The 24777-nt window shown below is 47.4% G+C and carries 28 protein-coding genes; 14 read left to right on the top strand and 14 right to left on the bottom strand.

Going from position 1 to position 24777, the window contains the following annotated elements:
* The first annotated feature begins 1 nt into the window (after position 1).
* From AB6T85_RS21445 to AB6T85_RS21435, 3 genes are read left to right on the top strand one after another with little or no spacing between them, the layout of a single operon-like run.
* Positions 2 to 124 (top strand): hypothetical protein, encoded by a 123-nt coding sequence (locus AB6T85_RS21445; RefSeq protein WP_369896615.1) that lies wholly within the window; start codon positions 2 to 4, stop codon positions 122 to 124.
* A 35-nt stretch (positions 125 to 159) separates the two neighbouring features.
* Positions 160 to 606, top strand: coding sequence for a hypothetical protein (locus AB6T85_RS21440; RefSeq protein WP_369896614.1), 447 nt, complete (start codon positions 160 to 162; stop codon positions 604 to 606).
* On the top strand, positions 590 to 940 hold the full coding sequence (locus AB6T85_RS21435) for a hypothetical protein (protein WP_369896613.1): 351 nt from the start codon (positions 590 to 592) through the stop codon (positions 938 to 940). Before AB6T85_RS21440 ends, AB6T85_RS21435 begins: the two co-directional genes overlap by 17 nt.
* 90 nt (positions 941 to 1030) lie before the next feature.
* On the opposite strand, the gene AB6T85_RS21430 is transcribed toward AB6T85_RS21435, so the two are convergent.
* Both AB6T85_RS21430 and AB6T85_RS21425 read right to left on the bottom strand, forming a co-directional pair.
* Positions 1031 to 1720: a DJ-1/PfpI family protein gene (locus AB6T85_RS21430; RefSeq protein WP_369896612.1), complete on the bottom strand. Its 690-nt coding sequence runs from the start codon at positions 1718 to 1720 to the stop codon at positions 1031 to 1033.
* Between the two features lie 292 nt (positions 1721 to 2012).
* Positions 2013 to 3263 carry a hypothetical protein gene (locus tag AB6T85_RS21425; protein ID WP_369896611.1) on the bottom strand — a complete coding sequence of 417 codons (1251 nt, stop codon included), beginning with the start codon at positions 3261 to 3263 and terminating at the stop codon, positions 2013 to 2015.
* A gap of 417 nt (positions 3264 to 3680) precedes the next feature.
* Here AB6T85_RS21425 and AB6T85_RS21420 point away from each other — a divergent pair, with 417 nt between their 5' ends.
* Positions 3681 to 4142 carry a hypothetical protein gene (locus tag AB6T85_RS21420; protein ID WP_369896610.1) on the top strand — a complete coding sequence of 154 codons (462 nt, stop codon included), beginning with the start codon at positions 3681 to 3683 and terminating at the stop codon, positions 4140 to 4142.
* A 258-nt stretch (positions 4143 to 4400) separates the two neighbouring features.
* Here the strand turns inward: AB6T85_RS21420 and AB6T85_RS21415 are convergent, their stop codons facing one another.
* Together AB6T85_RS21415 and AB6T85_RS21410 are read right to left on the bottom strand one after the other, a co-directional pair.
* Positions 4401 to 5210, bottom strand: coding sequence for a chaperonin (locus tag AB6T85_RS21415; RefSeq protein ID WP_369896609.1), 810 nt, complete (start codon positions 5208 to 5210; stop codon positions 4401 to 4403).
* A gap of 556 nt (positions 5211 to 5766) precedes the next feature.
* Positions 5767 to 6267, bottom strand: a complete 501-nt coding sequence (locus AB6T85_RS21410) for a GNAT family N-acetyltransferase (RefSeq protein WP_369896608.1) — start codon at positions 6265 to 6267, stop codon at positions 5767 to 5769.
* A gap of 113 nt (positions 6268 to 6380) precedes the next feature.
* On the opposite strand from AB6T85_RS21410, the gene AB6T85_RS21405 reads away from it, so the two are divergent.
* Positions 6381 to 6923: a GNAT family N-acetyltransferase gene (locus tag AB6T85_RS21405; RefSeq protein ID WP_369896607.1), complete on the top strand. Its 543-nt coding sequence runs from the start codon at positions 6381 to 6383 to the stop codon at positions 6921 to 6923.
* A 59-nt stretch (positions 6924 to 6982) separates the two neighbouring features.
* Here AB6T85_RS21405 and AB6T85_RS21400 read toward each other — a convergent pair whose 3' ends face one another.
* Positions 6983 to 7402: a bleomycin resistance protein gene (locus AB6T85_RS21400; RefSeq protein WP_024966938.1), complete on the bottom strand. Its 420-nt coding sequence runs from the start codon at positions 7400 to 7402 to the stop codon at positions 6983 to 6985.
* 140 nt (positions 7403 to 7542) lie between these two features.
* Entirely contained in the window at positions 7543 to 7854 is a 312-nt protein-coding gene (locus tag AB6T85_RS21395; RefSeq protein ID WP_024966939.1) for a hypothetical protein, read from the bottom strand.
* Positions 7855 to 8354: 500 nt separating this feature from the next.
* Between AB6T85_RS21395 and AB6T85_RS21390 the strand changes: the two genes are divergently transcribed.
* Positions 8355 to 8885, top strand: a complete 531-nt coding sequence (locus tag AB6T85_RS21390; RefSeq protein WP_301729647.1) for a DUF2778 domain-containing protein — start codon at positions 8355 to 8357, stop codon at positions 8883 to 8885.
* Entirely contained in the window at positions 8863 to 9135 is a 273-nt protein-coding gene (locus tag AB6T85_RS21385; protein ID WP_301729648.1) for a hypothetical protein, read from the top strand. Before AB6T85_RS21390 ends, AB6T85_RS21385 begins: the two co-directional genes overlap by 23 nt.
* Before the next feature lie 384 nt (positions 9136 to 9519).
* On the opposite strand, the gene AB6T85_RS21380 is transcribed toward AB6T85_RS21385, so the two are convergent.
* Positions 9520 to 9945, bottom strand: coding sequence for a GNAT family N-acetyltransferase (locus AB6T85_RS21380; protein WP_312265201.1), 426 nt, complete (start codon positions 9943 to 9945; stop codon positions 9520 to 9522).
* A 208-nt stretch (positions 9946 to 10153) separates the two neighbouring features.
* On the opposite strand from AB6T85_RS21380, the gene AB6T85_RS21375 reads away from it, so the two are divergent.
* Positions 10154 to 10756 carry a site-specific integrase gene (locus tag AB6T85_RS21375; protein ID WP_369896606.1) on the top strand — a complete coding sequence of 201 codons (603 nt, stop codon included), beginning with the start codon at positions 10154 to 10156 and terminating at the stop codon, positions 10754 to 10756.
* A 167-nt stretch (positions 10757 to 10923) separates the two neighbouring features.
* On the opposite strand, the gene AB6T85_RS21370 is transcribed toward AB6T85_RS21375, so the two are convergent.
* Entirely contained in the window at positions 10924 to 12039 is a 1116-nt protein-coding gene (locus tag AB6T85_RS21370) for an FAD-dependent monooxygenase (RefSeq protein WP_369896605.1), read from the bottom strand.
* 100 nt (positions 12040 to 12139) lie between these two features.
* Between AB6T85_RS21370 and AB6T85_RS21365 the strand changes: the two genes are divergently transcribed.
* Positions 12140 to 13108 carry a LysR family transcriptional regulator gene (locus AB6T85_RS21365; protein WP_369896604.1) on the top strand — a complete coding sequence of 323 codons (969 nt, stop codon included), beginning with the start codon at positions 12140 to 12142 and terminating at the stop codon, positions 13106 to 13108.
* Positions 13109 to 13447: 339 nt separating this feature from the next.
* Positions 13448 to 13870 (top strand): hypothetical protein, encoded by a 423-nt coding sequence (locus AB6T85_RS21360; protein ID WP_369896603.1) that lies wholly within the window; start codon positions 13448 to 13450, stop codon positions 13868 to 13870.
* An 827-nt stretch (positions 13871 to 14697) separates the two neighbouring features.
* On the opposite strand, the gene AB6T85_RS21355 is transcribed toward AB6T85_RS21360, so the two are convergent.
* From AB6T85_RS21355 to AB6T85_RS21345, 3 genes are all read right to left on the bottom strand, one after another.
* Positions 14698 to 15000: a contact-dependent growth inhibition system immunity protein gene (locus AB6T85_RS21355; RefSeq protein WP_369896683.1), complete on the bottom strand. Its 303-nt coding sequence runs from the start codon at positions 14998 to 15000 to the stop codon at positions 14698 to 14700.
* Between the two features lie 135 nt (positions 15001 to 15135).
* A complete protein-coding gene (locus tag AB6T85_RS21350; protein WP_369896602.1) occupies positions 15136 to 15585 on the bottom strand; it encodes a hypothetical protein in 450 nt (149 codons plus the stop codon).
* Position 15586: 1 nt separating this feature from the next.
* Positions 15587 to 16087, bottom strand: a complete 501-nt coding sequence (locus AB6T85_RS21345) for a lysozyme (RefSeq protein ID WP_369896601.1) — start codon at positions 16085 to 16087, stop codon at positions 15587 to 15589.
* Between the two features lie 277 nt (positions 16088 to 16364).
* Between AB6T85_RS21345 and AB6T85_RS21340 the strand changes: the two genes are divergently transcribed.
* Positions 16365 to 16799 carry a hypothetical protein gene (locus tag AB6T85_RS21340; RefSeq protein ID WP_369896600.1) on the top strand — a complete coding sequence of 145 codons (435 nt, stop codon included), beginning with the start codon at positions 16365 to 16367 and terminating at the stop codon, positions 16797 to 16799.
* Here the strand turns inward: AB6T85_RS21340 and AB6T85_RS21335 are convergent.
* Both AB6T85_RS21335 and parM read right to left on the bottom strand, forming a co-directional pair.
* Entirely contained in the window at positions 16796 to 17449 is a 654-nt protein-coding gene (locus AB6T85_RS21335; RefSeq protein WP_369896599.1) for a hypothetical protein, read from the bottom strand. The genes AB6T85_RS21340 and AB6T85_RS21335 overlap by 4 nt on opposite strands.
* A 1-nt stretch (position 17450) precedes the next feature.
* Entirely contained in the window at positions 17451 to 18557 is a 1107-nt protein-coding gene (gene parM / locus AB6T85_RS21330; RefSeq protein WP_369896598.1) for a plasmid segregation protein ParM domain-containing protein, read from the bottom strand.
* A 228-nt stretch (positions 18558 to 18785) separates the two neighbouring features.
* Between parM and AB6T85_RS21325 the strand changes: the two genes are divergently transcribed.
* Positions 18786 to 20015, top strand: a complete 1230-nt coding sequence (locus AB6T85_RS21325; RefSeq protein WP_369896597.1) for a hypothetical protein — start codon at positions 18786 to 18788, stop codon at positions 20013 to 20015.
* The gene (locus AB6T85_RS21320) at positions 20012 to 21529 is read left to right on the top strand and encodes a terminase (protein WP_369896596.1); all 1518 of its coding nucleotides are present in this window, start codon (positions 20012 to 20014) and stop codon (positions 21527 to 21529) included. The genes AB6T85_RS21325 and AB6T85_RS21320 overlap by 4 nt, the downstream gene beginning before the upstream one ends.
* Positions 21530 to 21563: 34 nt before the next feature.
* Here the strand turns inward: AB6T85_RS21320 and AB6T85_RS21315 are convergent, their stop codons facing one another.
* On the bottom strand, positions 21564 to 22568 hold the full coding sequence (locus AB6T85_RS21315; protein ID WP_369896595.1) for a hypothetical protein: 1005 nt from the start codon (positions 22566 to 22568) through the stop codon (positions 21564 to 21566).
* A 1078-nt stretch (positions 22569 to 23646) separates the two neighbouring features.
* Between AB6T85_RS21315 and AB6T85_RS21310 the strand changes: the two genes are divergently transcribed.
* Positions 23647 to 24675 (top strand): tyrosine-type recombinase/integrase, encoded by a 1029-nt coding sequence (locus AB6T85_RS21310; RefSeq protein WP_369896594.1) that lies wholly within the window; start codon positions 23647 to 23649, stop codon positions 24673 to 24675.
* Positions 24676 to 24777: the final 102 nt, after the last annotated feature.

Below are 24777 nucleotides of genomic sequence, written 5' to 3'. Positions count from 1 at the left end.
TGTGAAGGGTGAGCTGACAATGTATATCACGATCATTGCTGCGAACATCCTGCTGGTGGCCCTGTCCGGGCCGCTGGCCAACCAGATCGCCAGATTAAAAATGAAGCGCAAGGTAAAAGAATAATGCTCAGCATAACTCGCATTACTGTCCGGGAGATTATGTCGTTGTCTCAATGGTGTGGGCTGAATGTTACCGCACCAGCCGGGTTGGTATTAGACAAAGAATTGCAGGTGAGCAACGGCCAGCTGGCAGAACTGCTATCCGCCGTTAATAAGCACCATACGATTAAGGCTCTGGATGCGCAGATCGCAAGCCTCGAAATAACAAATGCCGGTATGGCCACTGATAAAGAGCAGCTGGCGCGCTGTCGCGATTTGCTAAATCGCGACAGCGATATTCTCCGCAGCCGCGCAATGCCGGAAATGGAAGCTATCGCCGCGCAAAACCTTATGGGCGCTATCCGGTTTGCGATGAAACTCCAGCGCTTACGCGCCTGGCTGACTTTTCGCAAGCAACCCAATATGAGCGCGCTTTACGAACAGCTGAAGCACGCCGTGATTAATTCAACAACCCAAAAGAGAACATCCCGTGAATCCTCAAACTGAATTACGTAAATCGCTTACTACCCTGGCCGCACATTTAACTCCGCAGGCGCATACGAAGCTGGTTGAAACGGCACGTAATAACCGCCTGGCCGTCGAACTTCAGCAGTGGGTAGTAACTCTGACACCGGGCAATGTTACTGCGCTATTAGAGCTGGTGGATTTACAGGAGTGTCAGTTGAAAGACATCGCGTTAAATACAGTATCCCCAAACAGTGTCACCGGCAAAGCACCTGAAGCCGCTAAAGAGACGACACAGGAAGAAATCGAACCTTGTGGGCCAGTTAGTACTGAAAAGGCCACCAGCAAGCGTACAGCCCCCCGTATAGGGGGATAAATAAATGTCGTACGGATTGTCCGCTTTGTGCCAGAAGCGGACGTTGAAAAATGAAGAGGGAAATAACCTTCTTCCGCTATGCCCTTATTTCTAAAGTCTGGCTGCTGCTTTTAAAGTAGCCTGCCGCCTCTTTTCAATAAATGGCGCAGCCTGTTCCTGTGCTTTTTTTAGCTGTTCTTCAGATGCTGTACGGGGTGAGCCACAGGTAAAGGGAGGTGCGGGGTCGTATTCCATATGCAGCTGAATATTCTGAGCGATATCACTACCGTACATTTCTGACACGACGTTGAGAGCAAAATCTATACCTGAAGTCACACCTGCGCCAGTTATACGGTTGCGGTCACGAACTACGCGCTCACTTACTGGCTCTGCACCTAACAAAGCGAGCTGATCCAGAGAAGCCCAGTGTGTAGTTGCTTTGTATCCCCTCAGAAGCCCTGCTGCGCCCAAAACAAGCGACCCAGTACATACCGCAGTCACGAGCTTTGCTTGTTTACTTTGAGTACGGATAAACGAAAGGACTTCTTCGTCCTCCATCAGGTTTATCTGCCCTGGACCACCCGGGACACAAATTACATCCAGTTCGGGACATGCGTTGAATGTGGTTGTTGGCTGTATAGCCATACCACGATCAGAAACCACGAGGTCCAGGTTTTTCCAGATGAGATGAACCTTTATATTTGGCGCTCTTACAAAAACTTCATAAGGGCCGGTAAGATCAAGCTGAGTAAGAGCCGGAAACAGGAGCAGCCCGATGGATGTGCATGACGAATCACTCATAAAAAATCCTTTTAACTTAAAACGATATAATGTCTTTTCCTTCAACAAAGGCAACCATTTGTTTAACGAATAGAAGTGCGCCTACTTAAGATCATGATTACTCAGCTGTATTTCAGTAGCGTTAAGAAATTTATTACCAGTCCGAACCAAAGTGACTAATGGTAAAACGTCCGCTATTCGCTTAAAGCAGGCATCAGCCTTCACGTAGTCCGCTTTGTGCCAGAAGCGGACATTATCAATATAATAGAGCCGATAACTTCAAATGGATATACCACATTATTTAATAATCACTTTAATTATTCCAATTAATTATGTTGAGCGGGCCTGGGTCTCCTTCATCTAACATAATTAATGTACTGACTAACACATTAGCTCTAGCACGGACGCCAAGACGCTCTTCCCTATCCCAACCATCAACCTCTAACACATCAATAACGCGGGATACATCTACGAGGCTTTTGATTTTCCATTCAATTTCATCTTTACCGTATGCTTTAATCAGTTCGTTAAATCTATCTACTGCTATGTTATAGCTTTTTGGGATTTTTAAATCGGCATAAGCGAAGAGGTATTTAATTTCAGGAAAAGGGATGTTATATATCATTTCATATGTTGATATATCACCTCCCCATTTTACCAGGCCGACGCTCATTAACTCTTCAATAATGTCTTTATCATTAAAATCTTCATTCAATACTGTACGCCCCGTCCAATTGCTGAGATACCAATAAGCAGTATCTTTAGATATCTGGTTCATTACATCAGCAAGTTTATCGCGGCGAGTTAATGAACCTCTGAGGCCAAATACTTCATCTACAAAATCCTTGGGAAGCCATGGTGCCTCTGCTTCTTCAAGATATTGGTCTAAAATTGGCCAACGTATACCGCATCGAATCACTTCAAGTATAGTTGGCCAGCGGGAAGTATAACTCCGGTCATTAAGTGCGTAGAGATCGGCCTGAAAAAGGGATATTCCTTCCTGATAACGGGCAAGAAGCTCAATTTTTTGTCCTGCCAAATTAATATGAAAGGGTATTAATGAGGGCTGTGGAGGAGTAGGTAAACTTTTATTCTTCCTAAAAGCAAACCTTTCATGAAAAACCGCTTCACGGGGACACATTTTTTTCTGGGGGGGCCAGTAACCAGGCCAAGGATCGCGAACTAAAATTTTCGGCCAAGATTTAAGCATTTTTTTAATATCAAGAGATGATGCTCTTTCTTTATCTGTGATGATTTTTTTCTTTAAGTTTTCCAAGTCTTTTAAAGTGGCTGAATATTTAACAAGGCGATTATCAATTTCACCTTTGTAGCGCTCTAATTTTTCAAACTCTCTTTGCATCCTAGTTTGGACCGGATACGAATCCAGATCAGAACCTGGATATTGTTCAGCCGCTATAGTGGCTGTTTCATTAAGCCATCGTTGAACTAAAAATTCCTGTGAATGTATACTGGTTAACCTGTGCTCAACAGCTTCACGTGCTGCCAGTGCACGTTCATATGCAAGACTTAAAGCAAGGGCCAAGGGATCTTTTGATTGTGACATAAAATTTCCTCTTTGTGCACTAGACTGGACAGCTTACTGTTACTGAACGCTTTTTTATCTAAATTATAGTATATTATTCTATATGCTACTTTATAAGCCGTTACGCCACACTCGCATTAAAATCAGTTAGCAGGACCATCATAGTAGATTTTTATATCAGCGTTGATGTCTGCTTTTCGCTCATAGCCGACATTAACGGCTAACCTAGCCATTGCCATCAGACCTGGCTGGGAGGCCTGAAACTCGGAGAGCATATATATCAATGCCTCAATCTAAATTTACTTTGTAATATTTTGTACGGCAGAAGAATTCAGCCATTTATTCTAAGTGTAAAAATCAGACTTTATGTTACTTACTTGCACTCTCATTTAAGTTACTATCTTCTCAATTTTTAATACTACGTAATGGTGATTCGAGTTGAAAGCAAAGAAACTAATTATTTGTGCGATTTTTATACTCTCAGGATGTCAAGCGAATACGGCAGTAAAGCCTACAACATCAGTTCAACCTACTCTTACTGCAGAACAAAGAGATTTCAATGATAAACCAGCGAAAATTTCTCAAGCGTTGGCTACAGCAGATAGTGAATATCGTGCATATATAGAATCTAAGCGTAACGCATGGGCATATGAGCAACTCAAAAAAAATTGCCATAACATTCAAAATAGAGAATATGAGAAATTTTTTATACGGTATATGCAGAAAAAACATCCTATTGAAAGCAAACAAGTGATATTTGATTCATCACCAGCGTCAATTCGTTTAACAAAAATGTTTGCTGACATCTTCATGAGTAAAGAGGTCATTCCGAGGCAGAAAGACTTCTATCTTTCCTATGGTCGCTGTCCAAGCCTGAATGAACTCCACTTCCCATACTAATTTAAAATGGGCGTCAACAGGCGCCTTTCGTATAAAAGGCTCTCGCGAACCTGTAGTTGATTTAAAGGCATTGGCGGTGACAGCTAAAAGAGTGTTTGACTTGCTCCCAGTTAATTCATACAGAACGCCATCAGCAAGATCTGCAGATCGCTCAAAGCGAACCTCGCAGCACCTCAGGCGGTCCGCTTCGTGCCAAGAGCGAGCATTACAGATGATATATGTAGTAAGTGAACATGCGTCGATTGTATGATTTAGCAGTTACTTAATTATTGGATAACTTACACAAGTATGGCCATTGCTTATAGCATACATTTGGTTTCCCTTAAGATTTACAAATGGAAATGTCGTATACTCATAATTTGTAGAGGTCATATCAAATGTAAGGAATTTATCTTCAAGATCTAATTTTGTTGAGTGGACAGGGTATGTTCCTTCATTTTTCAATGTGATGATAAAACCGATAGGGAAAAAATGTAAAGCACACATAATTGCCACATGTCCTTCGTTCATAAATGCTACGCTTTGAGCAGATATGTGCATTCTGTGTGGGTAAAACCAGTAGTAAATATCATGGGTCTCCTCAAAACTTTTATTTTTACCCAAAACATAATCCTTTAAAGGTGTGTAAAAGGGGCTATCTACGGGTTCTTTTTTACAATCTTCAACTGAAGTAGCTGATAGCACGTGTCCAATCATAGCCTTAGTGAAAGATATGCTATCAAAAGATATTCTAATGAATGGATATACATTCATACCATTCATATATTGACACAATTGATTTTTAAAGGAGTTGGCTACATTTTCAATTGCAACATCGAGTCCACCTAAAACCTTATTGTTGCAGTGACCGCAAATGGTTCTGAAATAAGAGCCGTTTTTAGCGTTTAATGGTTTAACTGGTTCCTGTGCATTAAAAAATTCGCTAACTGTTTTCTGAAGGAGTGGGCCTAAGGTTATGGCGCACTTGGGAGGGACATGATCTTTTGTGAGCAAGTCAAATTTTCCACAAATATTGCAATAACCTTTAGTAATACCATTGTGCTTCCATCGTTCACTAATTTTTGTCATTTTTATTCCTTCAGTAGAATAAGCTATCTAAACCTTTTTTTAATCCTATCAAAGGTACATCTTAACGTCAGGAAAATGATAATGTTTACCTAAGTAATACAATTAACTTCAACGCGTACAGGCAGCTTTTCGATCAAAGCTGCCTGTAGGTTCCTGCCGCGCCTGCCGGCGTCGGCCAACGCCTCGCGGCCGCACAGTAAACTGCACTCCCGCTCGCCGTTCCCGGAGTTCTGCATCATACTTCTTCAGCCCGGTAAAAAAACACATCGCGGGCAATCAGTACAATCAGTATCTGTAACCTCGCTTTCCGGGAGGTTGGCAAAGCCGCCCGGAACTTTTTTGCCTAAAATCCGCCCTTGGTTACAACATCCGCGCGAAACCCGCCGCCATTCACTTTCGTGCATGCCTATGCAGACGCGTCAAAATCATCAGGGGCGTTTTTCGGGGTTTCGGGCAGAGATAACCCTGCCTTTCGGCCAGAAACGCGCAAAACGGCGCTGAGGGCGTTTCTGCGGTGCGGGCAACCCTGATGTTATGGTAAATACAGAGCAGGGAGCTAATCAGAGCTTACTTTTCCGCTTCGCTTTTCAAAGATGATCACGTCGCGAAATACCCCATTCATTTCGCCCACTTTTTCTCGGTAACCGACCTTTCTGAACCCCTGTCCAAGGTGCAGCCTTATGCTGGCCTGATTTTCAGGGAAAATACCGGCAATCAGCGTCCAGTATCCGGCCTGTTCAGAGGCAGTTATCAGCGTTGAAAGAAGCTGCTTCCCCACCCCGTATTTATGATTGTTTGGATGAACATAAATACTCAGTTCCGCTACACCCCGGTAAGCATGACGGCTTGAGTAAGGGGATAGAGCAGCCCATCCGATAAGCTCGTCATGTACACACGCCACGTAACGGCATTTTGTCAGATGACCGGCATTCCACTCATCCCATTCTGGCGCAGCAGTCTGAAAAGTGGCGTTACCAGTAGCGATACCCGCCTGATAAATGTCCCTTACGGCATTCCAGTCATCCTGCCGCATTTCTTTTATAGTGATTTCGACCATCAGCACTCTCCGACTCGACCGTCATTATGTTTTATTAACATAGCATTAAACGATTCTTAGCTGCGATCGAAGGCAGTTCTCCAGCCGGATGTTATGGTAAATGTGAGTGGGTTATGACAATTGAAATCAGTGGCAGCAAGGAGTCGGCAGTGGAAAAATTTACGGTACGGCGCATTACTGAAAGCGATCTTGGCGACTTCAGAGAATTGAGGCTGGAAGCCTTGCGGCTTCATCCGGATGCTTTTGGTGCGTCCTACGACGAATGCACACTGAAGCCGCTGCATTTCTTTGCCAAACAGCTGCGAAATAGTCATGTTTTTGGCGGGTTTGATCTTCATAACACCTTACAGGGCATGATTGGCGTTAACCGCAGCTCTCTACCAAAACTGAGCCATGTTGCAAGTATCTGGGGAATGTATGTTCGCGCCGAGATGAGAGGCAGCGGGCTGTCATCTCGCCTCATGGAGGCGGCGCTGGAAGTCGCCAGTTCAGCCAAAACTGTGAAACTATCCGTGGTTACCACTAACCGGGCTGCGTATGCGCTTTATCATTCCTTCGGGTTCACCGAGTGGGCAACGGACACCGCTGCACTGTGCGTTGACGGGGTGTTTCATGACGAGTTCCTCATGAGGCTGGACTCAGAGAGCGGTTCATAACAGAGATGTTATGGTAAATGCGAGTGACCGGCAGGGTCTCGTGAGAAAGAGCGGAAGCTCTACTCAATGTACTGGCTAAAACGCAGAAGGTATCCATCCGGATCCTGCACGAGAAATTCTCGCTGGCAGGCGGTTGTTTCGCCGGTGTTGTAATGGTTATCGCTGAGACCCCGATACAGCGTTACGCTATGCGCATTTATACGGGCGAATATCTGTTCAATATCGTCCACTTCTATCTGGAAATTTACGCCGCGTCCCAGCGGTCTGGTGAGTTCTGCCGTATTCCACCCTCCTGGATGATACTGCTCAAGCATCAGTTGCGCTTCGCCAAGGTTGATATAGGCAAACTCCGGCTCTGTGCGCCTGATCATGACGCTGAAGCCAAGCACATCGGTATAGAAGCTAAGGGAAGCGGGAAGATCTGTTACGGTCAGCTCGGGAACCATGCGGTTCCAGTAGGGTTCTTTCATGTCAGTCATTTTTTTCATCCTTTTTTGACTGACGCAGCATACACCAGATGGCTTGTGCGGGGTTCGTGGCCGGGATGGTATGTTCAATTCGACCTGGTAGCAGATTCAGATGAGGAGGAGGCCGCCTCATGGCTGCGGCCAGCAAATTACTACAAAGGGGATACAGCTTGAACATTGTGCTGGAAGACGTAAGGATCAGATAGCAGCTCAAATTGCTCGTCGTCTGGATAGGTGACTGCAATCTGGTACTGTTCGCCTGCAAATGCTTTCACTGCCTCAAGATCTTTCCAGTAAGTTGCCAGGAAGAAATGTTCCCATTCACCCTGTGTCTCTCTGCGTACATATGCTCCCAGATTTCCTGGTGTCCTCTCTGAATGTTCAACACCGGTCTTTTGCAGATGGCTTGCAAAGCCTTCTGCATACTTAAACGGTACGCATCCGTGCCATGTTCTGACAATCATGTGTCTATCCTCATGTTGTGGAAGGGTTTAACCATAACATGGGATGGAAAGAGGTGGGATTCGTGATCAGATGTTATGGTAAATACAGGGTGTCTGAAGAAGGTGCATCGAATTACTGCATTACTCAGAGAGCCCGGAATATCCACACTGTAATGGGATACAACAGGTAAAGAATGACGACGACTTGCAGCCCTTTGAGCAGCCAACGGGTACGACGCCAGAGGTGACGTTCCTTTTCATTGGCTTCCTGAATGGATTTCTGTATCTGATCCTGATGAGGCACAGCGTCATCCTTGATTGAGGGTTATCAGAGGTTCCAGCATAACGGAACACGCTTTTTCATCAAGTGCATCACCCAGATGTTATGGTAAATTCGTGTAACGGGCAGGTATGGAAGAGATTTGACCGTCGGGCGCCAGCCTACCCGTTAACTTCACTCTGCAGGAGTGATAGCATCGCCCGGTTTACTGGCATGCCTGATAACTTACAGGGAGCGTTTAATGCAATTAATGAGAATGACCTACGACGATCTGACCAAGGGCGGCGGCGAGGCAAAGCTGCACGTTTACGGCGTGGGGACCTTTCCAGTCTTTTCCGGCCAGAAGCCTTATACCAACGATCCAAACTGTACGTACAGGCCTAACAGCGCCATTCCGGTCGGGCGCTACTGGATCGTTCCGCGCCCTGAAGGCAGTATCGCGAACCGGATCAGAGGATGGGCCGTCGACACCTGGAACAGTTCAAATCATTCAGAGTGGTTTGCGCTCTTTAATTCGGAAACGATGAATGATTCCATCCTGATCAACGGCGTTGCCCGCGGCGGCTTTCGCCTGCATCCCCTTCGGCCGGACGGCTCCGGAGAAAGTGAAGGGTGCATCACCTTCGTGCGGCGCGCTGATTTCTACACGGTAAGGCATGCGCTGCTCCGGAGAAAAAAAGTTCGCGTGCCGGGTTCGCGAAACGGCTTGATGGCATACGGCTACGTTGAGGTTCAGGGAGAAAGTAACTTTGCAAACTGCAAAATTCGTTAAAAAAACAGCGGGGTTTTTCGTCTGTTTTATTGTGGCCTTTATGGTGTCACGTTACGGGATGCCGCTCTATCCGCTGACGGCGTGGCTCGTTGAACATTCTTACCAAATTTTCAGCGGTTACCAGGATGACGTATATGAAGCCGGTACGGATCCGGTGACGTTTTTTTCTCTTATGACTGTTATCGCGTTTTACGCTCTGGCCATGTACTGGCTGGTAAAAGCGGCAGTTAAAAAAGTAAAGCGTGGATAGGCTGATTGCAGTAAAAGCCGGGGCGCTCTGTTGGTTTCTGATATCAGGCCGATAACAGGATCAACAACACCAGGCGCGTTACGGCAGTTCATAAGAAAGTTCTTTTCAGCACCCCATACGGGGTGCTTTTTTATCCTTTCCTGCAGTTCTGTATGAAAAATCAACGCAACAACAGGTTCGCAAGCCGGATGTTATGTTCAATCCGGTGGTTTTGCAGATTGTCAGCAAGTAAGGTGCATCGTCGGGATGTGAACGGGATGCGTCCGCTCTTTGCTTGTAGCGGATCTGACAGCCAACTGGATTGACTGCTCTGTGCCAGAAGCGGACGTTGCATACTCAAAGGACCTGTGGCCGGGCATTATGAAATGCTTATTATGTTTGCTTTTATCTATTGGTATAGATATCAGGCCGGGTGATAGTCCACGCGTAGTTTTTCTGATTCACCGGTTCATAGCCAAATTTTTCATAAAGCCAGGGCGCAGTTGTTGTGAATAACAAGATCTTGCGAAGCTTTTCAAACACCGGGTGGCTATGAATACATTCCATAAGCCATCTTCCCAACCCGTCGCCCTGGTATTCCTCAAGTACATACACATCACAAAGATACGCGAAAGTAGCATAGTCCGTTATCAGACGTGCAAAACCTGCCTGGAATTCATTGTGATAAATACCAAAGTTAAGGCTGTTCGCTGCTGAAGTCGTGACGGTTTCCAGATCGATACCTTTTGCCCATGTGGATCTCGTCAAATACTGATGCACAGCCTGTATGTCCAACCTTGCATTGTCTGTACTGATCAGAAAATCATTCATACGCCATTCATGTATCGCTGAAATACTCACTTTAACGCCTGCCCAGATGATGTATGGAGACTTAACCTTATCATTATTTAAGAGAAATGTTCCAAATTGAATCGAGATGACTTTCAAAGATCGAACCGTTAGCGCTGAACCACAACGTCCGCTTTTCGCTCATATGGGACAACCATAATCACATCTCCTAACCCAATGGAGATTGAACATGACAACATCCCCCTGGAACAAAAGCCGCATTATTGGCCAGAAACGACCTCTCCAGATCTCTCATATCTGGGGAATTCGTATCCGTCTTGAACTGGAAGGAAAAATCCGCGATTTGGCTCTGTTTAACATGGCTCTGGACAGTAAACTTCGGGGCTGTGATCTGGTTAAGTTAAAAGTTTCTGATGTGGCCTATGGGTACTCAGTTTCGGGTAGAGCGACAGTGTTGCAGCAAAAAACAGGTAGCCCTGTTCAGTTTGAACTGACTAAGGGAACCAGAGAGGCTGTAGCTGCATGGATCAAAATGGCTCATCTACGCGGTAGCGACTATCTTTTCCAGTCCCGCGTAGGTTCTTCACGACACATTTCAACCAGACAATATAATCGTATTTTTCATGGATGGATTGAGAAGCTGGGTCTTGATGACACACTCTATAGTACACATTCTATGCGCAGAACCAAGCCATATCTGATCTACAAAAAAACGAAGAATCTTCGGGTAATGCAGTTACTTTTGGGTCACAAAAAACTCGAAAGCACAGTACGTTACCTAGGCATTGAAGTAGATGATGCCCTAGAGATATCAGAGTCGATTGAAGTCTAACTTGTGAGGGCTGCAACAGCAGCCCTGTGCCACAAGGGGACGTTGCTAGTTCTGCGCTGCATTAATTATCGGAGAGCAGGCCAGTGCTTATCAAAACATTGCACCAATGAGTATTTTGCTGACATACAGGCATACCGAATCCCTACGACTTAATTTCAAAAGGCTAACTACGTCAACCCTTGCATCCAAAACCGGCTGAGTTCTGCAGTGGAAATAGTGGATGCAGGCAGCAGTGGTTCAGGTTGTTCAGAAAAAATCTTCTCAGCGAATTGTCTTCCAACTAACTGTGCTGCTGAGGTCTTGATATGTCTCTGTTGGTAAAAGCCTTGCAGAGCAGTCTCCAGATCATCAGTCCCCTTCAGTAAGCGAGTAAGATGCCATGCATCTTCCAGCGCCTGACATGCTCCCTGCCCAGATGTCGGCAAGGAAGCATGAGCCGCGTCTCCGATCATTAAGACGTTGCCTTGATGCCAAAAGGGAAGAGGATCAATGTCATGAACAAAAATGCAATTAACTGATGTGCTATCACATGACAGCAGTACATTCTGCACAGGAGCAGGCCAGTCCCGAAAACGCTGATGCAACTCTTCGCACCAATGCGCCCGGGGACGTTCATTGTCAATAGGAGCGCTCCACGCTCCTGCCCAATAGCACCACCCATTATTCACTGGGACGATTCCAAAACGCTCACCTTGACCGCGAAAGTCATCTATAGCGTTGTTAAAGTTACCCTTTTGTTGTCTTCCCACACCTATTACATTCACAAAGCCATGATAACGAGGAGTGGCTTTCTCCGCATACAATGTCTGGCGGACGATTGAATTCATACGCCCGTCGGCTCCAACTACCAGATCAAATTCTTGGCTCAACTTCATCACGTCTGCTGCGGTGATTGAACAATTGAACGTAATCTCCCTACCTAAATTATCTAACGCACCGGCCAGTAAGCTCATCAGCTCACGCCGTAAAACTGTCACACTGGGAAAATTGCACAGTGAATTTACTGCTAAAATATCGAACTCCGTCTGAAGGAGACCATTCTGATCAAACTGGCGCATCATGCATGGCGTACCACCCACTTGCATGACCTTTTTGTCCAGTCCCATCTTCTGCATGACGAACATGGCATTGGGCCATAATGTCACACCAGCTCCCATAAAAGACACGTTGCTGCCACGTTCAAACAGACTGACTTGATGGCCCTGTTTGGTTGCGAGGATAGCCAGTGCCATTCCAGCAACCCCAGCACCTACAATGGCAATTTTTTTAGTTCTGGTCATCATTTCCTCCCTATTACAAAACCTGATAGAAATTGTAATGACCACCTGATTAGTGATAAATATGGAATTATAGTTTTGTTAATCTCATTTTTTGGGATAATTAATGATTGAGAAATTAGAAATGCAGTGGCTGATCTGCTTTCAGGCCGTTTATGAAAAGTTGAGTTTTAAGCTCGCGGCAGACCAGCTTCAGTTGCCATCATCCAATGTCAGTCGACATATCGCTTTACTTGAACAACAACTTCATGTGCGGCTGCTGGAGCGCACGACGCGTAAGATAATGCCAACCGCAGCCGGGAAGCTGCTGTATCAATCCATCACGCCGCTCACACACGCTTTGGATCATGCTCTGGAGGAAGTATCACTATTTGGTGATTCACTATCAGGCCACCTGAAGATCATTACACCAGACCTTCCATTCATGGCAGACATTCTCGCTGACTTCTGCATTCGGCATCCACAAATACAGCTCAGTTGTGACACACAATTGGATCCAACAGAGGGACTACTGGATGGATTCGATCTGGTATTGCGCTTTGGACGTGGACCACTGGAAGATTGTTGCTGGGTCGCCAGAGAAATTCTGCGCTGGCCGAGCTGTGTGGTAGCCGCACCCGAACTTCTGGAACGTCATCCATCACCACAATCGGTTGATGAACTTACCAAAATCCCCTGCATTACGAGTATGTCGGTGCTCCAGGGAATGCCTTGGCGATTCAAACAGAACCAAACCGTCCAGGTGCAGTCCAGTTACAAGGTGAACAGTGGACAGATGGCCAAGGCCGCGGCGCTAAAAGGACTTGGTTTCGCCATTTTGCCTCTTCATGCCTGTGAATCAGAAATCAACAACGGCTCCCTTGTTAAAATTAACTGTAATCTCGAACCTGAAGATCTGGTGCTATACGCGCTCTATTCCGGCAGAAAATATCTACAGGTCAAAGTGAAGGCATTTCTGGAACACCTGCAATGGGCTATTGCCCATTTGGGTATACCCAGTAAGGGAGCAGTATGCTTGACTAAGCAATCCAGTACATTGAACCACGTGAAAAGAAAAGCTGGCGAAATTTTTTAAAGGCGAAGCTTTTTCCATATAGCTGCCCTAAGCTGACTTACGCCTTTTGTTGAAAACATCTCGATTTAAATGTGCCGTCTGAACGTCTGCTTCTCGCTCATAGCGGACGTTGCCCTGCGCGTCAGCCCGCATTGTGCTAGAAGCGGACATTGCTAACCGCTTCGCACCAGGGCATTTAGGTGCTGGTGGCTCATAGCTGGTGCCTACGCTAGAAACACAGTTAGAGTCCTCCCTACGACGCGCACTAACTACCTCATTCGCTATGTACAGTATGATGAAATTATCTTTGCGGGGATCGGTATATCGGCGACAGGAGAATATGTTTTCCGTGACGTTGAAATGCTTAGCGCCCGTACCAGCGTTGATGACGTCATTAACCGGTTCAAACAGTGGACGCGCTCGAAAAGCGGAGCAATGGTTTACTGTCAGGAAGGAGTCGGCCAGCGAATTAGCGAGAAGCTAACTAAAGAAAATTGTGGTCGCCCTGTATTTGGTATCCGGCTGGGCGCTAAGGCAGAGCCACAAAGTGATTACGCCAATGTTAAGGCTGTGGCTTACAGCCACATCGAGAATCTCTCAGCCCGGAATGGCATTCATTATCTCACACCTGCGCAACGAGAAGGGGTAGAGAGCTATTTTGCGGGAGAAGTTCACGGCGTAACCGCAGATGACCGTATCAGGTATGAGAAGGGACGTTGCAGCGCTTTAACTATGTTGGCGCTGGTGGCAGTGGCCCATATGCAACGTTGTATCGCTAAATAACCGACCTCTATCTAGCCGCCTACTGTGGTGGCTAACACCACTCAAACCGCTTTCAACTTAGGTGCGCAAAGATCCCGCGGTCAGGAAAAATAAGAAAAATTTTTTCGCCCTGTTGAAATGGACCCAGCGCCTTGAGAAACGAGGACTTAGGAAAACGATCAGCCTGCGATCAGTAAAATTGCCGCTGCGTCAAGACTTGTTAAAAATCAACAACTCACTAGAATATCGAGCATATAGTAATCGCGCTTGATTTAATTCTGTACAAAGCATAACGCGTAGTGTTACTCGATTCTTTATCAAAGACTTAAGGTAAGTGCAGGCGTAAAAAAGCCCGGTATTTACCGGGCTTCTTGTGCCAAATACAGGGTAGCGACCTATATAGTGGCATTTACTGCACTTATCTAACAGATTCGAGTGAAGGATATAGGCGTCGAGTTAGAAGGTCAAAAAATTTTTGGCCATAGGATCAGATTTAGGACTAACTGATTAATTCAGTTAAATATGAATTTCGGGATAGTTTTCATTTGTTGTAGCGACTTATGAATATCGTCCTCCCTCGTAGGGAACAATACTGCATTTGTCTAACAGATTCAGACAGATAAAGCGCATCCGGGGAAGGGGGGTGCGCTGGTGTTAACCCGGCCCAAGTTGGGTTTTAACCAGTGCTACAACGGAGAATTGGATGAAAGACATCTTATTCCTGGTATGCAAATTGATGCCGCCGATCTCAGCGATCGTTGTCATTATCTGCGAGTACCTTAGCAAGCGCTAGAATGACGGTCGCCAGTTATCTGGCGACCGTTTCTATAGAATCTATGACGCTCTCGTTATGAGAAGGACTTACTAACCTTTTCCTTTATCAGACTGAGGAAATCAGATGGTGTGGTGTCCCACAACTCTGTAGAGAACTCCGCGCCATAGCAGCTTTCGAAATCCTCTTCGAGGTTATCGCTTTCCTCTATGAATTGCTCAATATCGCCTATCAGGCCATGCCTCACCGCTGGTGGACTATCAGCGATCCAGGCGTCGATTTGAGCCTCCACGCTTTCCCCACTACCAAACAGGTCATAGTCCTGACCAAAATTTATAGCGAGCAGGCTATCCAGCCAGAATGTGTTGAGTTTCTTCATATTAAACCATTGGGAAGTAAGATTTGCTATTCCAATACTCAAATCAAGGATAAAAATGGCGGTCGCCATTTAGAGCTAGCGACCGCTTTTGCTCAACAACGCAAAAATGTATATATTCAGGCACAAAGTGCATGGTTAGTTATTGATTTGCATTATTTTAATATCAAATTTGCTACAGTCGTTGACCGTGCATATACCGCTATACCATAGCTCTCCATGCGGGCCGACCATGATCCCTGTGTCTTTAGCAAACAGGTCCTCATATTTCTGCCCTAAAATGATTTTTACTAAGCTGTTGTTAAAGATTTTATCGTAATGTTTAACAAAATCCCGACTATCAGCTATATCGATTTCTTTATGAGCGACAGTGACGGTAAGTGGATAATCGACCATTGAAGCAACGGTTTCTTTGTCTTTCTTCTCAACCGATTTCTGGAGCTTTGTTAGAAAATCGTGGTACTGCTGATGCGTATTAGCGCCCATCAGTGTATCCAGGCGAGAATCCATTTCCTGATTGCTACCGGCGAATGCCGTAGTGGCACTGCACAGTGACAACAAGAGAACGAGTGGTAATTTTCTAAGCATATTATTCCTGCCTGAATGGTGCGGCTTCTTCCAGCCTTCTTTTGTACAAGGGAGGCAAAATTTTTGGCTTTCCGATTTTATGGCCTTTTGCATCATGTTTGAAAACATAGATGTATTGCAGCATTTTATCGTACACCGCTTTCATATCGCCGCGATCGGCTGCCTCCATAACTGAGGACGGATTAGATACGTTGTAAGTGAAGGAAACCAAGCCATCAAACTGAGCTTGTGTAAGGCGATGATGCCTTACTTTACGACGAACATACTGTTCGACTTTATGGACGTGCCTTGCCAGCGCAGTATTAACGTCCTGTGCTGTAACGTGTGTCTTTAGTTCCTCTTCCGTACATATCCCAAAGTGCGCCAGCGTTCCTACTCCCCACGTACAGTTTCCCGCATGAGGCCCCAAGTCGTTGTAGTAGCGATAGACTACGCCTTCGCGTATCCGTAGCTGGCCATATCCTTTCATACTAAAATAAATCGAATCATTAACCCCGGCCATAAGATTTACGTTCTCCTGTTATGGGTTAGAGTGAATCATTTTACTTTTTGGTCAACATAAAGGCAATCAGCTGAAAATACTGAGAATTCAATACTTACTTGCGCATTTATAGGATAATTCATTAATTAGTATATTAGGTCAAGGTAATAGCTCCATCCCTTAACATTTGTGAGTTTTGTTTGCCTACTAGGTTGATAAACAGGCAGGAGTAGGATTAAAATCACCATCTAAAATCTATTAGCTAAATAGGCATAATATCACAGCTCAGGGGGGATAAATGGCGGAGGCGCGCCCACGCATAAACAGTGCGGAAGTGGCAGATTACATGCTCAGTATCAACCGGCCAATTTCAGCGCCTGAACTCACCACGATCCTTTCTCAGCGTTACCCACACCTTTTAGTTGAAAACCATGACATCTACATCCGGCTCCGGGGCTTTTATATGTCCGATCAGGCAGAGTGCGTGATGAATGATGAAGTGCGACCGCGCACCTTCCACCTGAAGGCGATTAAATGTACCTATTTTAAATTCCGCCACGGGCGTAAGACTGACATCAGTAAAACGGCGATAGTGCGCAAGCATGAAGGGTTGGAAAGGCCGTGGAAAAAGCAGACCAAAAGACAAAAAGATAAGGCCCTGAAAGATCTCAGGGCCTTATACATGTCTATCGAGCGCGAGCTGATAAAGAAGAGGTCAGAACTAAGCTGTTAGGCACCTTTAAAGACACGGTTGCGCGCATTCTTCTTATTCGCCAGCGGTAATGACGACTCGCTTTCACCTTCAGCTAACTGCGGCGCCGATTTAGTGCCCAGGCCATGCTTTGAATCAGATGTAGCTTGCGCTGCCACCGGCGCACCGCTGTTGACTTCACTTTTCTCCGCTGGCGCTGTTAAGCTGGTTTCTGTTGCTGGTAGCTCATTACCGGCAACGCCATATTTAGTCATTACCTTTTCGAGCAAAGCAGCACGCTCAGCAGCAGAAACGGAAGCCAGCAAACCGTTATCATCCAGCAATTCACGTTCCAGCGTCTCAATGGTTAACGCCACCGGCTTATTCGCAGCTGGCAAATCATTTGCCGTTGGCAGGCCAGCAAAAAAGGCCGCACCGCGCAGAATTTCAGAATTCCGCTTTGTACGTTCCATAGAGGCAAAGTCTTCGGTATCGAGCACGCGCAATAGCGTGAACAGCCCGGACTCTTCCATCAGGTAGCCGTTAACGATGGCATTATTCATCAGGGCCTGACGATCGGCCAGCGCAACTGTCTTTGTATATTTCTCGACAAAGCGACGCCCGGCCGGGCTGTGCGCAGAGACTTTATCCAGGTTGAGTTGCAGTAGATTACGTTTGCGGGCTTCAGTCATGTTAGCTGCCTTCAGTAGTCAGTTCTTCATCTTCAAATTCAGCCTGCAACGCAATGAAGGCGCCACGGGCATTAGCACATTCAGGCTGGTGGGGAATAATCACATTGTCATGCAGGTCAGCGATGTAGTTCGGCATATTGTGTAACAGGCCACCTACATAATGCGCACCGCCACCAACAACGATCAGGGCATGGGCATTTCCGAGCTGAGGCACAACCACGCTCAGCTTGTACTTAATTTCTTCCACGTAGGTTGATGCCGCAGCCTTAACAACGTCGATAACCGGGATGCGTTTATCTTTCAGCGCCTCGATCGGCGAGCCGTAATACCCTGCGCGCGCAACGGCATCGATGTCGTCCAGCGTCATTTTGCGGATAGTCTCTGCCGGTATAGCCAGCATCCCATCTTCCGCAGATTCAATCATTAGCTGCTTCAGCAGTGTCAGGAATGCGTGGACACCCTGATCGCTGGTGGCGCGTGCAAACAGGTCCTGAGTATCGCAGTCGATATGAGCGTAGTTAATGGTATAGCGGCCAATATCCACGATCACCACGTCACTCACACCTTCCAGACGCGGCTCTGATGAACCATCTTGCTGATAGAGAGCGGCATTAAACGCGGTGACGCCTTCGGGCATGATCCGCACTTCAATAATTTCCGGGGAGTGGATGTCGGCGTTAGCGTTGCGGACCGCCATTTTCAGAGATTCGCGCTTTTTCTCGATGTGCGTGCGGTTAAGCGAATTGTTGTCATCGTAGAACTGGTCAGCAGGAAGCGTGTCAGCAATGATAACTTTCCGGCCAGCCAGGCCAATTGAAGATATTGCATTAACCACCAGAACACGGCAGGCGGCGCTCAACTGGTAATCTTTGGTGCGGGTATCAACTACGTTGATAGCCTTTGACTGAACGGCGTAGGTTGCGTCTGAGCCGTTATCGCCTTTAGTGATCCACATGTTGCGGAGGTCTGTGCCTTTTGTAGCGCCTGGGAGGTGGCGAACATAAGAAGGTGTTAGCCGCACCTTCATACTGTCGCTGGTGGCCATAACAGTGGCCACATTACCCGAACCGCAATCCATGCCGACCAAAACTGGAGCTGATTTACTCATAATTTATGTTCTCATTGTTTGTTAGGAAATGCCGGGGCCAGATTAGCGTAGCGAGATCGCCCCGGCAATAGTTTGATTGCATAAACATGGCGTTTTCAATCTAATTGCATACATAGCGATCAGTTTCTATAACTCCTTGATCATTCTATGCGCTGCCCCCCGTTTGACCCGCTTTAACTCACCTTTCGTAATATTTACACCATTAGCAAATTAGACCGAATGGCGATCATGACCTGGGACGAACACAGAGAGCGCTATGCTGCCTTGTGCCTTGAGCGCAAAGGTCTGACCGTGCGCGAATATGCAGAGGCTCACGGCATCAACGTGAACTCAGCACGGCGGGAGCTGAAAGGCATTGGCAATACCACGAAGCGCGATCACAAAAGCGGTCGCTCAGGTGATCAAAACAGTGATCACATGGGTGATCAGCCGCGTGATCATGGTAAGAAAAACCCAAAAGATAAGAAGCGTAAAACCCCCGAAGCCCGCACCAGTAAAGGGGTTGTGGGCACGCGACGTGAGATAAGCGCCATTGAGGCCCCGCGAAATGATCACGATCATCGAAACGACAAAATGATCATCTCACCGGCACCCAATGGGGTGGACGATTCCAACCTGATTCATGTCCCACTACCACGGGGAGGACGTCGCTTTGCCCGTAACAACGAGTACACCATTATTCACGGCCGGTACGCCCGTCCGCGCGAACAGGACATTGATGATGTGCTGGCAGAAATGGCGGACCCGAACTTTTTCGATACGCTCGACGCCAGGCTGATAGCAAAAACTTACGCGCACCTGAATCTGATAGAGCGTGCCCGAAACCGCTCGATGGACAGGCTCGACGATGATGCCGACGCGCTGGAAGGTGGAAAGGCCGATGAAGAGGGCGGCGGCGGGCTTCACCCGGACCATAAAATCCTACAGATGTTATTGAATGCCAGTGCAGGTATCGGTGAAACCGCGAAATCGATCGCGCATATGCGTACCAACATGCTCAAAACCAGCCGCGACGAAGAAGTTCATCACTCCAAGATGGAAGTGCTTAATACCGTGGCGCTCGCTTATGAAATGCAGAAAGCCAATCCTGACACCAGCTACGCGGATATGGCCGCATTTATCGAGTCCTGCGGCGGCAAAGTACCGTCCCACATCATGGCTATGGCACGTATTGAAGCCAACAAGCCACCAGAACTGGATGACTCCAAAGGCGAGGTATCTCAGGAACAGCTTGATGAAGAGGCGAGAACATACCGGGAGATGCAGGCCGGTAAAGAGGACTTTTTAGCCGAGCGCAGGGCGCTGGTGGCTTCGAACGTGGATAACCACGGTTACGGTGACATAGACGCCGAGGGCAATGGCCGGGAAGGTGAATTTATCGGCGTGGACTTTGAAGAGGATGAAGAATTCGACGAAGAGGCAACCCGCGATTTTTACGGCGAGGATGACGAAGAATGAGCCGGAAGAAAAAAATCCGGGCGGTAACATCCGATCCCCGCTGGCGCGAGCTGGTAATCCGCTATCGTTATAATTGGGGCCTCGCGGCTACGGAACTGTTTGGCAAAATTCCGAGCCACCAGCAGGACGAGATCCTTATCTCTGCACAAGAGCAGGGAAGCCGTACCAGCGTTGCGTCGGGCCACGGCACGGGCAAATCCGATATAACCAGTATCATGATCCTGTTGTTCCTGATGCTACATAAAGACGCCCGCGCCGTTATTGTGGCCAACAAAATCCAGCAGGTAATGGATGGCGTATTTAAATATCTGCGCAACAACTGGAAAGAAGCAGTACGGCGCCAGCCCTGGCTCCAGAACTATTTTGTCCTGACCGATACCACCTTTTACGAAATAACCTCAAAAGGCAGCTGGACGGTAAAGGCAAAGGGCTATCGTCGTGGGAATGAAGAGGCCCTGGCGGGCGAGCACGCGCACCACCTGCTATACGTGGTGGATGAATCTTCCGGCGTCGGCGATAAGGCATTTGGCGTAATGACCGGCGCGTTAACGCAGAAAGATAACCGCATGGTGCTCTTAAGCCAGCCCACACGGCCAAGCGGCTTTTTCTATGACACCCATCACAAGCTGGCACGCACTGAGGCCAACCCTCAGGGGCGCTGGACGTCGATCACGTTAAATTCTGAAGAATCCCCCTGGGTAGAACCCAGCTTCATCATGGATAAGCTGGCGGAGTATGGCGGGCGGGACAGCCCGGAATATCAAATCAAGGTGCTGGGCCGCTTTCCGGGCAATGCGCATGGCTTCCTGTTGGGCCGTGACGAGTGCGATCGCGCAATGCGCCGTAAGGTGCTACTACACAGGGGCTGGGGCTGGATTGCCACCGCCGACGTGGGCAATGGCCGCGATAAGTCCGTGTTAAGCATATTCCGGGTATCTGGCGAGCGCAGTAAGCGGCGCCTGGTGCCCTTTAAAGTTATGGAAATGACCGGCGACTGTCACCCGGCCAAATTTGCTCACTTCATTTTTAACGAATGTACGCAGGAGAAATACCCGAACATCACCATAGGCGTCGACGCAGACGGCATAGGAGACGCTACGGTGCGCGAACTACAGAAGCTGGGGATTGACGTGGTTCGTATCAATTGGGGTAAGACAATGCACTCACAGGAAGATCGTAAGCGCTTTGCCAACCAGCGCGCCTTTGCCAGTATTATGGCGCGCGATGCGATTAAGTCGGGCCGCCTTCGCTTTGATGCCAGCGGTAAAGCAGCAGAACAGGCGTCAAAGATACCGTGCGATCTGAATGAAATGGGCCAGAACGTAATTATGAAGAAGCAGGTCATGCGTCAGAAATTGAATATCAAGTCCCCGGACCACTTCGATACCTACTGCTTTGCCTGGCTTATGCCATATGAAGCGGCCAACGACGCTACAGGCTTCGATCGAGAACAAACCCGTGTGGCGGCGCTGAGCCATTTAGACGATTACGACGGTGATGCAGGCGCGGCATAGCGCCTGTTGCTGGTGGGAATAGGTGGAGGACCACCTATTTTTTTATTGGCTCTGCCAGCTTTGACAACTTTGTCCGGCGAGATACCGGCACGGCCGTTTTACTGGCATGGTCCTCTGACACGGCTTTCCCCTGTTTCGCCCTCAAATTTGAATAAGAGCGCGCGGCATAAATACGGCGGGTATCACGCTTATTATCCTGTGATTCCTGCTTAACCCGCTGCTTCGCCTCTTCAACCGCCTCAGCGAGGAACAGGGAGACGTTGTTGGCCATGACTGAGCAAGGTATAGGCTTAACTCTGTCGTAGATGTTACGGATAGCCTCGCCCTTACCTGCGCTGCGATCGTATACAGCCAGCTTGTACTTCAGTCCCGGTTCCTGAATGACGCAGCCATATTGGCCAACACGGATCAGATCACGCTCAATAAAGCCGTCGAAGATTGCGGCAACCGTGTTCACCTTGTCCAGCGTGGCTTCGTCCTTCAAACTGACAGTAATATCGACGTAACCGTCCTGGCGGCGCACGAGCTTTGTGCCCTCCGGGATTTTCTGGAAACGAGCCAGGTCAGCTTCCAGCAGCAGCAGCCGGTCTTCGAGCGCTTCAGCCTGTCCGGGCGCGGCGCTCTTTAACTCGCGCGTTGCCATATTGATATGCTTCTTGATCAGGCTTACCACCTTCTCAACATACCATTTGACGGTATTAGCCCCCGGATTAACGTTAACGACCGCAAACTCGCATTCAGGCGCGACAAAAGGCACCGGGTGATACATGCTTTTTGGGATCGGGGAAATTTTATTTTCCCGGTAGGCCTCTGCCATATCGTGAAATCTTTGCCATTCAGATTGGAGGTGCTTTAACCTTTCGAGTGTTTTCGTGCCGCCAGACTTTTCCCCACCAATGACCGCGACCGGCCGGGCCACGGCGTGGCTTGGCGTTGTGTCTGGCTCGGGGTACTGTGTGAAATCGTTAAGCGTGGAAATCCATTCCTGGCGAACCTTCAAGAACGCTTTGTAAGCTGTATCAAGTTCGACGGTATTCATGTGACTTACCTTTTATACGGCGCATTATATTGACATAGTATACTAATGTTTGTGGGCGTTAATCTAAATCACTATTAGAAAAATAGCCACAGGTAAAAAGGTAAAGAAACTGCAAACGGCGGTTACAAACAGGGTGATTGGCTTGAGTTTGGGGGAAAAAAACCTAAGTCGTGGATAAATCTGAAAAGTTTTATGTGTATCGGTTCCAATTAGCATTACTTTAGTAATGCTAATTTTTTGATCGATTCAGGTTGGTTTAGGTGTAGCGAGTTTGTTAAGGCGGGCTGATAGGATTTGACTTAAACCACTTAAGCAGTTTCCAGTACCTGCGAAATTAGATCGATCCGTCGGCTCTTTTCGGTCCGGTCTTTAGTGGGGTACAGAGCATTCAGGACTGACACCAGCATGGACATCGCACCAGAGGTGTTAAGGTTAATGAAGTGTTCCTTAGCTAATTGTTTTACTTGATTTTTGTCTATCATTTCCTACCGCATCCACGTCCAAGAGTTTGAGGCCAAGCCAAATATTTAACTGTTAGTTAAATAGTCGTAGGCATTCTATATAGTTTTGATCGGTTGTCTATGTAAAAAAACCTTTCGGATAAAACTTATAGATTTCATCGTTTGCGTATCTTAACGATCAATCCAAATACTGATAGTTGCATTTGCAATCATTTCAATGCGAACCTATTTAAATCGACCGCGCCTTATGTAAGACACACTACCGCCTTTTTTACTTGTCATTCCTAACTTCGCATAATAAGCTTTATACGAAATTAGAAAGAATTTGCGCCTCATTCCGTGCATGATCAATTTATGATCACCACGCGGCCGGTGCGGCAAAAAGTTCTAACACCCCGACGCCACGCCGGTTTACTGTATGGAAAATCAGTATTGATCTTGTGATCAGTATCCATAACGCCGAAGCGCTGGCCAGCAGGCAAAACGTATTAAATGCAGTCTTATTGGCTGTTAGTTAAACAGACGCGCATACGCGAATTCTGACGGGTTCATCCCCTGCGAATTTCTCAGAATTCACGTAGCGACGTCATTTCAATTTTGATAACAGAGCGGGATAAATGGCAGGAATGAGCAAAAGCGGCGGCTTAATGACGGTTTTCAACGGCGATGAAGATTTTGTTCTCCGCCTGCGCAATTTCGTCAAAGACAAGGAAGCCTTCTCCGAAAACACCTGGAGGCAACTGCTAAGTGTCATGCGCCTGGCACATCGTTGGGCAGATGAAAACGGGCGCACTTTTTTGCCAATGTCATCACAGGACCTTCGCGACTATCTGATCCATCTTCAGGAAAAAGGCCGCGCCTCTTCTACTATCTCGCAGCACGCGGCAATGATTTCCATGTTACACCGTAACGCCGGGCTGGTGGTGCCTAATTCATCGCCGGAGGTAGGCCGTGCCCTGAAGAAGATAAACAGAACCGCAGTGGTGAGCGGCGAACGCACCGGGCAGGCCGTGCCATTTCGTAAGCCGGACCTTATGGCCATTGATGAAATCTGGCAGAAATCGCCGCGACTACAGGATCTGCGTGATTTGGCCTTTCTGCATCTGGCATACAGTACGCTGCTGCGCATAAGCGAGCTGGCGCGCATCCGGGTGCGAGATCTCAGCCGAACGGAAGACGGCCTGTTTATCATCGACGTAGGCTATACAAAAACGATTGTTAAGAGCAGCGGCATCATCAAGGCACTCAGCGCCCGCTCAAGCCAGCGCCTGCATGAGTGGCTGGAATCAGCCGGTCTTTATACCAATCCAGACGCCTACATTTTTTGCCGTATCCACCGCAGCAATAAACCTCTCCCGAGCGATACCAGCGAGTTCAGCACGCGATCACTGGAAGAGATTTTCGCCCGTGCCTGGCGCCTGGCCGGTAAAGACCGGCTGATAAAAACAAACAAGGACCGCTATGCCGGTTGGAGTGGCCATAGTGCCCGTGTCGGCGCCGCACAGGATATGACACAAAACGGCTTTGCAATTACAGAGATCATGCATGAAGGGACATGGACGAAAACGGAAACCCTTATGCGCTACATCCGTAATATGGAAGCGCATAAAGGCGCTATGATGAAGTTAATGAAGGAAGATGATTAATAATGAAAGTAATGCTAGATAATCCAGCGTTCACCCCGTATCACATATTTTATATTGAAAGCATTTTATTTAATTGCACATCGGTACGACGGTCAGATAATG

This window comes from Erwinia aeris (assembly GCF_041224955.1).
GTDB lineage: Bacteria > Pseudomonadota > Gammaproteobacteria > Enterobacterales > Enterobacteriaceae > Erwinia > Erwinia aeris.
Note: the sequence above shows the minus strand (reverse complement) of the source record. Positions and strands in the feature narration are given on the sequence as shown.